The sequence below is a fragment of the Pelagimonas sp. genome (genome assembly GCF_050633425.1).
Lineage (GTDB): Bacteria > Pseudomonadota > Alphaproteobacteria > Rhodobacterales > Rhodobacteraceae > Pelagimonas.
In genome coordinates this window covers 142,067-157,114 of record NZ_JBOEGM010000016.1, presented here as the reverse complement: position 1 = coordinate 157,114, position 15,048 = coordinate 142,067, and the positions used below count along the sequence as shown (strand labels likewise).

The 15,048-nt window shown below is 55.8% G+C and carries 4 protein-coding genes; 3 read left to right on the top strand and 1 reads right to left on the bottom strand.

All coding sequences use genetic code 11. The annotated features are described in order from the left end of the window. Window positions 1-160 precede the first annotated feature (160 nt). Window positions 161-8,839, bottom strand: coding sequence for a hypothetical protein (locus tag ACRBB0_RS13885; protein WP_431375036.1), 8,679 nt, complete (start codon window positions 8,837-8,839; stop codon window positions 161-163). 1,670 nt (window positions 8,840-10,509) lie between these two features. Between ACRBB0_RS13885 and ACRBB0_RS13880 the strand changes: the two genes are divergently transcribed. The 3 genes from ACRBB0_RS13880 (at window position 10,510) to ACRBB0_RS13870 (ending at window position 14,905) form a co-directional block, all read left to right on the top strand. Continuing rightward, the gene (locus ACRBB0_RS13880) at window positions 10,510-12,396 is read left to right on the top strand and encodes a serine hydrolase (RefSeq protein ID WP_431375035.1); all 1,887 of its coding nucleotides are present in this window, start codon (window positions 10,510-10,512) and stop codon (window positions 12,394-12,396) included. A 206-nt stretch (window positions 12,397-12,602) separates the two neighbouring features. Beyond that, window positions 12,603-13,613, top strand: coding sequence for a serine hydrolase domain-containing protein (locus ACRBB0_RS13875; protein WP_431375034.1), 1,011 nt, complete (start codon window positions 12,603-12,605; stop codon window positions 13,611-13,613). Between the two features lie 80 nt (window positions 13,614-13,693). Further along, window positions 13,694-14,905 carry a helix-turn-helix domain-containing protein gene (locus ACRBB0_RS13870; RefSeq protein WP_431375033.1) on the top strand — a complete coding sequence of 404 codons (1,212 nt, stop codon included), beginning with the start codon at window positions 13,694-13,696 and terminating at the stop codon, window positions 14,903-14,905. Window positions 14,906-15,048: the final 143 nt, after the last annotated feature.

Sequence of the window (15,048 nt, the reverse complement as noted above, 5' to 3'; positions counted from 1 at the left end):
TGCCCATGTCCTGAAGCGTTCCGCGCTGGTCACGCTTCAGGATGTTCCGGCCAACAGCAGAAATGTGAGGTTCCAACTTTGGCGACTGTGTCATGATGCGAGCTTGCACCGCACCTACGATGATGGAAAAGGTCGCCAAACGAGGCGACCCTTCTCGGATTTAAACGATGTCGATACTGCTGTCTGAGATCGTGGTAACACCACGCAACTCGATGACATCACCACCGCCGAAATCCAGCTCAAGGTTGCCGGCTGCATTCACTGACCCAAATTGTGCCAACACCTGCGCCGCGCTTAGCGTCCCGGCGGTTGATGTCCAAATCGCATCATCAAGTTCAAGCCGATCCCCCTGTGCCTCGCTAAAGCCAATGATATCGTCGTGATCATTCCCCGCAGAAAAGACAAACACATCGGCCCCGGTTCCGCTCAACAACTCATCGCTGCCTGCACCGCCGTCGATACGGTTTCTCCCGGACGATCCTTCAATGAAGTCCGCGCCATCGCCGCCCAAAAGCGTATCGTTGCCAGAGCCGCCATCAAGGGTGTCATTGCCCGTTCCGCCATCCAAACTGTCGCTGCCACCCGAACCATCGAGCCGGTCATGCCCGGTGCCGCCGAGAATTGTATCGTTGTTTAACCCACCAAACAGCTGGTCTGCACCTGCGCCGCCTTCTAACAGGTCACGCCCACCATCCCCTTCCAGAGTGTCATTCCCAGTGTCGCCGCGCAGTGTATCGTTGCCTGTTCCGCCCGTGATCGAGTCACTGGCATTGTCGCCATAAACCAGATCGTGCCCTTGGCCGCCCAACACAACGTCTGCATTGCCACCGGCAAAGACCGTGTCATTGCCGCCACCTGCATCAATCGTGTCGCTGCCAGCACCGCCGGTAAAGATATTGCCGAATGTCCCGGTGCCTGTGATCACGTTGTCACCACTATCGCCCACAACGCTCATGCTATTGGAGACTGAAACATTCTCAATGTTGACTATGGTGCCGCGTGTTGTTCCGTATGACGTAAACAAACCAGTCTCCAGATTCACCTCTCTAAAGGAGTGTTGGTTTGCATGGTTAATGACCAGTGTGTCCGTATCTGCGCCGCCATCAAAGCTTTGGACAGCGCTGCCGTGGACGCCGTCCATGGAGTAAATCAGCACATCGTTACCGGCCCCGCCTTCCAACGTGTCGTTGTTGGGAACAATTCGGTCACCCGATCCATCGCTGCCGTCCAGCGTGTCATCGCCCGTACCGCCAACCAGCCTGTCATCGCCGCTGCCGCCGATGATCATGTCATTGCCCGAACCGCCATTAAGAACATCATTGCCGCCACCGCCGTCTATCGTGTCGTTGCCAGCGCCGCCCGAGAAACTGTTAGCAAAATCTCCGGTACCTTTGATTGCATTGGCGTTGCTGTCCCCAACAACCGTCATGGCGCTGTTAACCGTCACGTTTTCAATATCGACAACTGTCGCGCGTGTGGATCCGTTTGTGGTGAACAAACCGGTGGTGAGATTGACCTCTCGGCTGGCCCCGTGACCAACATAGGTAAAGCTCAGTGTGTCTGTGTCTGCCCCACCATCCAAGACCTGAACGGCATTTGCATGAACACCACCCATGGAATAGATCAGCAGGTCGTCTCCGGCCGCACCACGCAACGTATCATTGTTCGGTACGTCTCTGCTGCCGCTGCCATCCGTTCCATCCAGCGTATCATTGCCAGATCCACCGATCAGATTGTCATCGCCAAGACCACCCAAAAGCACATCATCGTCTTGCCCGCCGGTCAGCGTGTCATCACCTTCGCCGCCATTCAGAGTGTCATTGCCGGAATTGCCAGACAAAGTATCGTTGCCACTTCCACCATCAACAAGATCGTTGCCAAGGCCACCGATGAGGGTATCCGCGCCACCGCCGCCGCTCAGGGTGTCATTGCCGCCGCCGCCATCCAAGTGGTTATCAAACTCTCCCGTCGCCGTGAGACTATTGGCTCCACCATCACCAAACACACTCATCGCATTCAAAACACGCACGTTTTCAATGCCGATAATGGTGGCGTGTGTGAGGAGATCAATTGTGTATAATCCGGTCGCCAAGTTGGCCACCTGCCCGGACTCAGGATCGGAAGAGAGGAAATTCAGTGTATCTGTATCGTCGCCACCGTCCAAAACATTCGCAGAGCTTCCGCTCGGATCGTTCTGAGTAAATAACAGAACATCATCGCCCGCGCCGCCCCTGAGTGTATCGTCCCCCAGCGTCTCGAGATTGACCGCACCAGCACCACCATCAAGCGTATCGTTACCCTCACCACCAATCAGGCTGTCATTATTAGAGCCGCCGGACAGACTGTCATTGCCGCCGCCGCCGACCAAGGTGTCGTCGCCAATGCCGCCTACAAAAGTATTGTCAAAATCACCGGTGCCGGTAATCACGTTACCATTTTCGTCGCCCACTACACCTATTGCGTTGCCAACCGTGACGTTCTCAACATTAATGATCGTCCCACGTGTTGTACCGTTGTTTGTAAACAAGCCCGTTTGCAGGTTGACCTGCCGGGTGGCGCCGTGGATCGGCGAGGTAATGCTAAGCGTGTCGGTGTCCGCCCCGCCGTCAAAGACGTTGATGGCATTTCCATGTATGCCATTCATTGAAAAGAGCAGCAGATCATCCCCTGCCCCGCCGCGCAAAGTGTCGTTGTTTGGGGCAATTCTTGCGCCAGTACCGTCGCCTCCATCCAAGGTGTCGTTACCCGCACCGCCAACTAGACTGTCGTCACCGACACCACCTAGGACTGAATCATTTCCGCCGCCAGCGTCAATCGTATCATCGCCAGAGCGACCATCGAAAGTATTGTCAAAATCACCGGTGCCGGTGATCACATTGGCATTTTCATCGCCCAAGACCTCCATCCCATTGGCAACGCTGACGTTTTCAATTCCGACAAGCCGACCATGAACATCACCGTTACTGGTGAACACGCCGCGATCGATGTCAACAGACCACGCATTGGTCAGCGCGCCGCTGGTAAAGCTCAGCGTATCGGCATCAGATCCGCCATCAAAGACATGCGCACGATTGGTGTTTGTGCCCGTGTCCGGGGCGATATTGCTGCCATTCATGGAATAGATCAGCAGATCGTCTCCTGCGCCGCCACGCAAGACATCAAGGCTTGGACCTCCAACAGTCCCGGTGCCGTCACTGCCATCCAGCGTGTCATCACCCAAGTGGCCGATAAGGCTGTCGTTGCCGGTCCCGCCAAGAATACTATCATCCCCAGCGCCGCCATACAGATCATCATCGCCGCCGCCACCATCAAGCGTATCATGCCCGTCCAATGAGCTGAAAACGTTGTTGAAGTCACCGGTTCCGACAATCATGTTATCGTTGGTGTCCCCGATAACCTCCATACCACCCACGACGGAGACGTTTTCGATCCCTGCAATCGATCCACGCACATCCCCGTTTGAGGTAAACTCACCAAAGGTCAAATTGACAACCTGCTGAGACCCCAAACCGCTGCCGGTAAAGCTGAGCGTGTCATTATCCGAACCCCCGTCAAAGGTTTGAATGGCACTCGCAAAGGTGCCGTTCATCGAATAAATCAACAGGTCGTTGCCGCTCCCGCCTAGTAGGGTGTCGTTGTTTACAGCAACCGTTCCGGTGCCATCGCTGCCATCAAGGGTATCGTTGCCCGCGCCACCAATCAGGCTGTCATCCCCCGAACCGCCGGTGATATGGTCGTTGCCACCGTCACCATCAAGGGTGTCATCGCCGCCCCGACCGTCAAAGGTATTGGTATAGTTGCTTTGCGCCGTGATCATGTTATCGTCGGCATTACCAACGACGGTTAAAGCACTGTGAATCAATACATTTTCGACGTCGACAATCGTGGCGATCGTTTGCGTTCCGAACAGGGTAAAGAGACCGGTCTCAAGGTTGACAACATAGGGCGTGCCGTAGTTTAGCGTGACAATGCTCAGCGTGTCATTGTCAGCCCCACCATCAATGACCGAAACATCAACCCCGTTATTGCCGCCCCGCGAAATGACGAGCAGGTCGTCACCAGCACCACCGCGCAATGTATCAAAGTCATTGGGGTTGGTGAAAAGGTTTTGGTCACCTTCATACGCCACCAGCGTATCGTTGCCATCCCCGCCAGTTAAGCTGTCACTCCCCGCGTCCCCCTGAAGGGAATCATTGCCACCGCCGCCGTCAATCGTGTCTTGGCCGGCTCCGCCATGAAACGTGTTCTCGAAGTTCCCGGTTGCGGTGATCGCATTGGCGTTTCCGTCCCCAACAACGTTCAAAGCCCCGGCAGTTGAGACATTTTCAATGCCAATAACGGTGCCACGCGTAACGCCCCCATCGGTCAGCAAGCCGGTTGTCAAATCGACCGAGTGCCCACTGGAAATAGCAGCGCTAAAGCTCAGCGTATCGTTATCATCCCCGCCATCAAAGATCGTGATCGTGTTGGCGTCTGTGCCCAGCATTGAATGGATCAGCAGGTCATCACCCGCACCGCCGCGCAACGTGTCGTTATTCGGTGTCAAAAGCGAGCCCGAGCCATCGCTGCCGTCTAGCGTGTCATTGCCCAGCCCGCCGATCAGGCTGTCGTCGCCCAATCCACCCAGTAATGAATCGTTCCCGGCACCGCCATCAATTGTGTCATCGCCGCCCCGGCCTTCGAAACTGTTGTCAAAGACGCCTGTGCCGGTGATCGCATTCGCCCCCGCATCGCCAATCACAGTCATCGCATTGGCAACGATCGCGTTTTCGACATCTGTGACACCAATAAAGTCCAGGCCTGTGCCGTTGTCGAACGTAAAACTCCCCCCCAGGGTGACGGACCAACGATTGTCCAAATCCGCATGGGTAAAGCTGATCGTATCGTTGTCCGCTTCGCCATCAAAAACCAAACCAGACATGCTGTTGGTGTCGCCCATCGAGAAGACCAAAAGGTCATCCCCCGCGCCGGCGTAGATGGTATCATTATTGACGAAATCAAAGGTGCCGCTGCCATCGCTGCCATCCAGCGTGTCATCGCCAGCGCCACCAATGACACTGTCGTGCCCCTGCCCGCCAAAGAGCAAATCATCGTCCTCGCCACCATGAAGCCGGTCAGTGCCACGACCACCTCTCACGGTGTCGTTGTCGGCCCCACCTTCAACGGTGTCATCGCCGTCGCCGCCAAGAACTGAGTCGTTCCCAGCCTCGCCGAAGACCGTATCGCTGCCGCCGCCGCCGTCCAGCGTGTCATTGCCCGCGCCGCCTTCAAAGCGGTTGGTTCCAAGCACATGAGTGCCAGTAATCACGTTGTCGCCGGCGTCGCCAATGACACGCATATCATTGTCAACAATGACATTTTCAATACCTGCAATGCTACCAACGGTATCCGAGCCAGAGGTGAAGAGACCCGTGTTCAGATCTGCCGTCACTGTGGCTGCCAAGATACCGGTAAAGCTCAGCGTATCGGTGTCCGCGCCGCCATCAAAAGAAGTCACAGCGAGACTTCCGGCGCCGTTCATCGAATAGATCAGCAGGTCATCGCCCGCGCCGCCTTCAAGCGTATCGGCGTTCGGGTATTCAAGGTTCTGGGTGCCATCGCTGCCATCCAACGTATCGTTGCCAGTGCCGCCAATCAGGCTGTCATTGCCAGTGCCGCCAATCAGGCTGTCATTGCCGCCGCCGCCATCAAGGGTGTCATTCCCTTCGCCGCCATCAAAACTGTTGTCAAAGTCGCCCGTCCCGGTGATCACATTATCTTCACTGTCGCCGATAACGCCCATGCGATTGCCAACCGTGACGTTTTCAACATCACTGATGGTCGCGCGGGTGGTGCCGCTGGTTGTAAACAAACCAGTGGATAGGTTGACCACCCGGTTCGCTCCGTGCGCGGCGTGGGTAAAGCTCAGCGTGTCAGTATCTGCGCCACCGTCAAAGGTCTGAATGGCGCTGCCATGTACGCCATTCATAGAATAGATCAACAGGTCGTCCCCGTCGCCGCCCAACAAGGTGTCGTTGTTAGGCGTTATTCTATTGCCGCTGCCATCCGTGCCATCCAACGTGTCGTCGCCGTCACCACCGATCAGGCTATCATCACCCGTACCGCCAAACAGGGCATCATTGCCAAGACCGCCTGTCACCGTATCTTCATCGGCACCGCCGGTCAGCGTGTCGTTCCCGTCGCCGCCATCAACAGTGTCATTCCCGCCACCGCCATCGAAGGTGTTGTCAAACACACCTGTCCCGGTGATTAGGTTGTCGTTCCCATCCCCGATCACCCCCATGCCGTTGGCAACAGTGACGTTTTCAATTCCGGCAATTGTCCCGCGCGTGGTGCCGCTAGTGGTAAACAAACCAGATGACAGATTGATCACCCGGTTCGCCCCATGGCTGGCGTTGGTAAAGCTCAGCGTGTCGGTGTCAGCGCCACCATCAAAGACTTGAATGGCCCCTCCATGAACGCCGTCCATCGAATAGATCAGCAGATCATCCCCGGCACCGCCCAGCAAGGTATCATTGTTTGGCGATACTGTGGAGCCGGTGCCGTCCGAACCATCCAGCGTGTCTTCGCCGTCACCGCCGATCAGGCTATCATTGCCGCTGCCGCCAAGGATCAAATCATCGTCGGTGCCGCCGTCAATCGTGTCATTATCCGCGCCACCGTCGATCGTGTCGTTGTTTTGGCCACCAACCAAACTGTCATCACCGCTACCGCCAAGAATTGAATCGTCGTGCTCGCCGCCATCAACCGTATCTGCGCCATCACCGCCATCAAGTGTATCGTCGCCCGCACCACCTGAAAAAGCATTGCCAGCTGTCCCAGTTCCAGTGATGGCATTGGCTCCGGCATCTCCAACAACCGACATACCGCCAGCAACAACGACGTTTTCGATATCAGTAATCGTGCCGCGTGTGTTCCCGCTTGAGGTGAACAGCCCCGTGGCCAAATTGATCTCTCGATTGCCGCCGTGGTTGGCATGCGTAAAACTCAGCGTGTCAGTGTCATCACCGCCATCAAAGACCTGAACGGCGTTGCCGTGAACACCGTCCATTGAATAGACCAGCACATCATCACCCGCGCCGCCACGCAGGGTATCATTGTTTGGCGCGACTCTCGTGCCACTGCCGTCGCTGCCATCCAGCGTGTCGTTGCCGTCTCCGCCAATGAGGCTGTCATCACCAGAGCCACCAAGCATCACATCATGGTCTGTCCCGCCATCAATTGTGTCGTCATCTGCGCCACCGTCGATGGTGTCATTGTTCTGACCACCAAGGAGTGAATCATCGCCCGATCCGCCATCAATCGTGTCAGTCCCGGCACCGCCATCAATTGTGTCGTTGCCGCCGCCGCCCTCCAAGGCATTGGCATGCGATCCGACAGCGGTGATCACATTGGCATTGCTGTCACCGACAACACCCATCCGGTTTTGGACCGTGACGTTTTCAATCCCGGTCATCGTCGCAAAAGTGGTGCCAGATGAGGTAAACAATCCCGTGGCCAAATTCGCGACATAGGTGGCATTAAGATTGGCATGCGTGAAGAGAGCCGTATCGTTGTCAGCCCCCCCGATCATGGTTTTCAGGCCCGAAGTGGACCCAAGCGCCTGCGAATAGATCAACAGATCATCACCCGCGCCGCCATCCAATGTATCAAGTCCGCCGCCCAGCAACGTGGCACCATCAGTGCCCTCCAGCGTGTCATTACCAGTGCCGCCAAGAAGACTGTCATTCCCATCGCCACCGAAAAGCTCGTCGTTATCGGTGCCGCCATCAACGGTGTCATTGCCATCACCACCCTGCAGTGAATCGTCACCCGCACCGCCAGAGATTGAGTCGCTGCCGCCGCCGCCGTCGATGGTGTCATTGCCGCCGCCGCCATCAAACGTGTTTGCACTGACGGTCCCCGTGCCAGTGATCACATTGGCCGCGCCATCACCGACAACGCCCATACCTCCGGCAACCGTGACGTTTTCAATCGCTGTGATCGTCCCAACGGTTGCCCCGTTGAATGTGAACAAACCAGTGGCCAAATTCGCGACATAAGTTGCGCCAAGACTGGCACTGGTAAAGCTCAGCGTGTCCGTATCCGCCCCACCATCGAAGGTGTTGGCCGTCAAGGAATCGGCGATAACCATCGAATAGATCAGCAGATCGTCACCTGCTCCGCCGCGCAAAGTATCCAAGTTTGTGGCATAGCTTGTGACGCCGTCGCTACCGTCAAGCGTGTCATTGCCAGCGCCGCCGATCAGACTGTCATTGCTAAGACCGCCAAGGATGGAGTCGTTGTCTAGGCCACCATCAATCGTGTCATTGCCATCGCCGCCGTCGATGGTGTCATTGCCGCCACCGCCGTCAAAGGTGTTATGTGCGAACCCCGTCCCGGTGATGACATTGGCATTGACATCGCCCACGACCCCCATGCCATTGGCAACAGAGACGTTTTCGACCCGAGCCAAGAACCCGACAATTGTGCCACTGGATGTAAACTGACCCGTTGCAAGATTGACGACATAAGTCGCGCCAAGATTGGCGTTGGTAAAGCTAACCGTGTCGGTATCCGCACCACCGTCAAAGCTCGCGAAGGCCCCAGAAAACCCAAGCGGCTGGGAAAATACCAGCAAGTCATCACCCGCCCCGCCCTCTAGCGTATCGCGGTTTGGGTTGATGAAACCACCCGCGCCATCACTGCCATCTAGGGTATCATTGCCATCACCGCCAACCAGACTGTCATTGCCCGCGCCGCCAAACAAAACATCATGACCACCCAAGCCATTCAGCGTATCGTCTCCAGGTCCGCCAGTCAGAGTATTGTTGCCGCCATCACCATTAAAAACAGGCATATCAATTCCCTCCGTCGAGTGCTGTAAACGCAGCGCAACGGGACGAATTTGTTAGAGAAGCAATTAGTGCGGCAGCAGCAGTCATATTCAAAGCATCCTAAAAAAGCCCGCAAACGGGTTTGGTATTGAAATTCCAGAGCGTAAAAATGAGCCAGGCTCGGCCTGTTTATTTGTACAGCTTGGTCGAGAAAAAACTGGAACAACGGCTGTGCGGCATCAATGGACAAACCCCCAACTAACCACACGTTAACCGAGCGTAGACACCGCATTTCTACATGGCAAGAAAATTTAGGTTTAGCCCGCAATGTACGCAAGCTAGAGTAGCTTGAAAGGAATTTCGCGCAATCAGAGCCACTCATATCCCAACTACTTACGTGAAAAACACAAGCTCAATTGTGTAAACACAGCCCCTACGTGCCCCCTACCATTCCAAGAAACGCGCATGTTTAAACGCTATCCCGCTTTCATTTTTGCGTCCGACGTCGGTATTGGCCGACATAAGCTCGGGCACGTGCTTTCCCTTTCCGGGGCCGGCTGAACCTGTGGTCACAGTACGTGAGGTGCCGAGAGCTATTGAGCGCTACGGGATCGAGGAGCGGTCTGGGTCCTCGCAACTTGGTGGTCTAAGTCGCGCGCTGAGAGGCGCTGACCAAGCAGCTTAACGCAGTGCATTTTCGTCCCGCCCCGGCTGGGACGGAGAGCTCCGGTTAACTGTCAGCACACCGCACCACCCAGATAGTCCGAAGATCACACCGCTTCGTTTCGTTCGATGGCTTTTGATGTGTCCGGGTTTCACAGCTTAGCGTTTTTAAGCCCCAAAATGACAGTATGTGCAGTGCGGGCAGCGATCGCATCATGGCCTTGTGCGGTTATCCCCAGCCCCCGCCTCCGTCACAGTGTCTTTCCCCCGATCGGGCGATATTTATTTTCGAAACTCTGGGAACATAGGGGCGTCACCGATGCTCCCGCTCGTGACCTCGAGTGCATGTCTCACCCGCATCTGTTTATCAACACCTATGAAATTCTTGCGCCAAAGTCGGAGCTTGGGGCCGCCATTCTTGCGCGCGTTCCACGCCCCACCGCGTTCAGATTTATGGCCGTTATTGGCGCGAAACAGACGCAATGCCCCCGAAGTTGCCCGACAGGGATTGCCGTTCTCGAAGGTCTTTTGCCACCGGCATAAGGGCCAAAGTCTCACTCGGGACCAATCAAGCCCGATCAATCCCCGAAGACTTGCGACAAGACCAAGGGACTGCCTGACAGGCAAACCACATGACACCTGCAAGGTCAGTTGCGGCATCGCGTTAGGCTTGCTGACAACCACTATGGCCTGACGGCATTGCCCACCGCCATCTCCACCTTCTCCGCGTCAAAGCAGATCAAAAGAGGCCCAAGCGGCTTTAAAGTCTTGGTTTCAGAGTGACCAATGCTTGGCCCTTTACGCCCTAGCAGGCCCGCAGTTCAGAAGTGCCAGAAGCCGTTATCGCTTCATGTGGTGAATCCTCGCGGAGTGAGTTGTGCAACCAAGCCCCTCCCCGCCCGTTTGTCCGCCCCTTCACGGGGAAACAATTGCCTTGTCTGTGTCAGCCGGGAGAGACGAGCCGAAAACCTTCGCTGCGGTAGGTGGGATCGAACGGCGCACCGAGGCGCCCGGGAAAACGGAGAAACAAGTGACCCAATTTGACCCTACCGCAATCAGCGATGGCCCGACCGAAACGATCAACAGCTATGAAGGACCGGCACCCGCACTTGTGTTCGAAGCGTATCGAAACGGCGTGTCCGTCAATGTCGTCAATGGAACTGTCGGCCTTGGCGACCCGACTTTGGCGACCGCAGCAGACACATTCGAAATCGGGTCGCAAACCAAGATGTTGACCACAACTGTCCTCCTTCAATTGGTGGAAGAAGGGAAATTTTCATTGGACGACCGCTTGGCCGACGCAATGGACATCACACCGCTGTCCTGGATGCCCAACATCCATGACGTTACGCTCCGGCAGCTGATGACCCATAGCTCAGGAATCCCGGACTTCTTTAACGACGTTCCTGAACTTTATGATGCAGTCATTGAAATGCTTAGTCAGGATCCGCCGAAGCCCGTTGGCCCCGAACAATACTTGGAGCTTCTTGAGGCCATTGATCCCTCTGCTTTGTTCGCCCCAGGTGAGGCGTTCAACTATAGCAACACGGGCTTTTTGTTGTTGGGCCTCCTGATCGAAAACGCGACCGGCAACACACTGGCAGAGGAATACCAAACGCGTATTTTCGACCCGGTCGGAATGACGTCGTCCGGGCTGCCGGGGTTCGACCGGCCTGAGGGAATTTTGCGCTCTTATGCCGTCGTTGAGGGTGAGATCATCGAAGTAACGAACTTGCCGGTTGCAGATTTGGGCGATGGCGGCGTCGTATCCAACACCGGCGACATGATCCGCTTTATGAAGGCTCTGTTTATCGATGGCACGCTCGTGCCGGAAAACCAAATGGGCGCATTGGAACAATACTTTACGGCAGAAGACGGACCAGAAGGCAGCCCGTTCATTGGTCATGGCGGAGGCACCTATGGCACAGGGTCGATCACGCTGTTCCACCCGGCCACCGGGACCATCTTTTCAGCCGCCGAAACGATGAGATATGGGTTTGATCGGCCCAGCGATGAAGTTTTCCAAGCCCTTGCGAGCCTTATAAACACCCCGGCTTGGGGCCAAAATTATGGAGATGGCGGCGACCTAGAGTTCACGACCACCGCCGCTGACCTCGAGCTGAGCGAGACGATCGGAACCGATGGCACCGCTCAGACACTTTTGACCGTTGATGGCGTCACCTTATCCATCGACACTCGTCTCTCTGAGCTGGAAACAGATCGGCTCACCTTCAAAGACGGATCGCTTTTGTTCGTTGCCGACGAAACAGGCTCCAATTTCCGCGTCGAAAATGATGGCTCAGACACGGCCACCGCGGGCAATCAGCTCGTAGGGTTGTCAGGCAAGGATCGTCTGGTCGGCGGCCGAGGAGACGACAAAATTTCCGGGGGCGCAGGCAATGACAGCTTGAACGGACGCAACGGTGACGACAGCATCTCAGGAGACGCCGGAAACGACAAAATTGCCGGGAAGCGCGGAAACGATCACCTCTTTGGCGGACGCGGAGAGGATAAAATCTCGGGCGGGCGCGGCGACGATAGATTGGACGGCGACAGCGGAGATGACATTTTGCGCGGCGGGCGTGGCAATGACGACCTGTCAGGAAGCTCAGGTGACGATATCCTGCGCGGCGGCCGCGGGAATGACACCCTGAACGGCGGCGAAGGTGACGACTTTCTTAAAGGGGGACATGGGTCAGACATCTTTGTGTTCAACGAGAACAGCGGAAACGACACCATCAAAAGTTTTGAGACAGGCAAAGATCAAATCGACCTCTCGGCGCTGAATCTGACTTTCCAAGACTTGCAGATGTCTGAACGAAGTGGCGGTCGGGGCTATGACATCACGTTTGGCGAAGACACTCTGGTGATCGCCTCGCCGAACGGTGAACTGACGGAAACCGATTTCATATTTTGACATTTGCTCGGGGTGTTCTGGCCCTTGCGGGGCATCCCGACTGTCTTGCCGCTCCCTCATAACCGGCACCGGCAAGACGGCCTATTGCGACATCGTTTACTGTCCAAACCTATAGGCACAGGCGACATCGCACTGATCACGGGCCATTTCAGACCGCAAGGGCCAGAACCCAGTCACCGTTGAGCAGGAGAAGAGAAGATCACACCATGAACCGACGCACTTTTAACACAATGAGCCTGGCAGCTGCTTTTGCACATGTAACAAGGCCGTCGATAGCCCAACAAACCCCTCGCAACGCGACCGGCTATCAGTTTGCCGCGGTGAATGAGGGGCTGCTGACGGTCAGACATAAAGGCGATGCACGCCCCAATATCGCGGTCGGCCATGATACGCTTTTTCAGGTGGCCTCCTGCTCCAAACCGGTGACGGCCTTCGCTGTTTTGACGTTGGTCCGCGATGGCCGAATTGACCTCGACATGCCTGTGAACCGATATCTGTCGCGCTGGCAATTGCCCGGCCCGCGCAGCGCGACGGCAACAATTGCAGACCTGATGTCTCATACGGCTGGCACGAGCGTTCACGGCTTTGGGGGCTACACCTCAGACCAAGACCTGCCCGACAGTCTTGAAATTCTGGATGGGCACGGACGCGCAAATTCGGCGGCAATTCGAACCCGACGTCGGCTTTTTAAACAATTCAGATATAGTGGAGGTGGCACAATGGTCTTGCAGGCGATGATCGAAGACGTCACCGGAGAGGCGTTCGCGGCCTATGTGTCCAAAAGCGTACTCAAGCCGATTGGCGCACCCCTTGCGACCTTCGCCATCACACCAACGCGTGCTTTCGCCTATGGTTTTTTTGAAAACGGGCACCCCGTCAAAGGCGGGTTTCGACGTCACCCGGAAAGCGCAGCAGCGGGGCTTTGGGCAACGGCTGCTGATCTGGCAAGGCTGTTTCAAGCTGTGCTCGATTCACTGAACCGCAGGCGCCATGCCCTCCTGCCCTTTGAATTGGCAGATCGTATGATCACGCCCGTAAAACAGCAGGCTGGGTTGGGCGTGTTCGTCTCGCCGGGGCAGGCAATTTGGCATGAAGGTCGAAACATCGGGTTCGACGCCATTGTCGCGGCCGAACTCTCAACCGGGCGGGTCCGTGCCGCTGTCACCAATCGCAACGGCGCGATAGAAGACGTCGCACAAAGTCTTGTTCCACGATAGAATGCTGCGGTTTTACACAGCACGATATCCTTGGTTTGAACCTTCTAGCCTCTCTAGAACATTTAGGACACTCTGCCTTTATGGACAAAATTTTATTGGAAATGATAAGCATCGCAACACTCGCAATCACGGTGTTCGGCGTCGCTTTTTGTCTTCTGCAAACACAATACTCCCGCGTGAGCCAGAGCTTTGCGGCCTTCCTTGCTGCAATCGCCGTGAACAATTTGCCCGACGCCTTTTCGCAACTGATCGGAACCTTGCCACAGGCCTATGCATTTGCCGCCGATATGGCCACATGGCCAAGTTCGTTTCTTCTTGCTCCGCTCTTTTGGCTCTATGTTTTTGTTCTGACCTCGCAGGGACAGCAATGGCCTACCAAATTGAAACGCCACGCCTTTTTACCAGTCTCAGCCCTTGTGGTGACGATTTTGACACTGGCCTCGCCGCAAACCGTTCGGGAGGCATTGTCGTCCAGCGAGCCTGAATTCACCGCTGCATGGACACTCACACTCGCGGCTCTCTTTACTGTGTTGCAACTCGCGGTTTACCCCCAGATCGCCATATATCTTTACCTAATCTTGCGCCGATTAATGAACTTTCGGCTCAAATTACGAGACGTGTATGCCAGCACGGAACAGCACGAATTGCGTTGGATTTACGTGATCGGAGGCCTCGCGATCCTGTTTTGGATTACGCAGGCCCTTCTTCTGATTTTTGCGTTTGGGTCTGGAGAGAGCCGCTCAACAACAGCTTTTCTCGTGATCGCCAGTTTGGCCGGTTTCGCCCTTGTCGGTGCCGTGACCCTTTGGGGTTTACGCCAGCGCCCTCCTTTGGAACCGGACGGTGGCGACAATCCCAAACCCGGAAAAGGGCAGCCGACTGGCAAATACGAAAAATCCGCCTTGAGCACAGAAGCCTCTGAACGGCTGAGCCGCAAACTTCGCCTTGCGATGGAGGTGGACCACTTGCACAGGGATCCCAACCTTTCCCTTTGGGCCTTGGCCACACACACCGGCGCTTCGGCCAATTACATCTCGCAAACATTGAATGAGATGATTGGCAAAAGTTTCTTTGATTTTGTGAACGGCTATCGGATCGCCGAGGCAAAAACCTTACTGTCAACGACCAACGAATCCGTTTTGAACATCACATATGATGTGGGCTTTAACGCCCGATCTTCCTTTTACAACGCTTTCAAGCGCGAGACGGGCCAAACGCCTACGGCGTATCGCAAAAAGATGTCTCAGCCTGAGGGGATGGACGACATAAAAGTGCCGCAAGGCGACACCTGACCCGTCAAAACGGATCGGGATCAACCACGCAGACTCATCACTCATAAAAGCCCAATACACCACACGACATCACATCACGGACATGGCTTCGCATCGATTTTGCGATGCCAAGAGCAATGCCGATATCCCGTGTCTTGGAAACA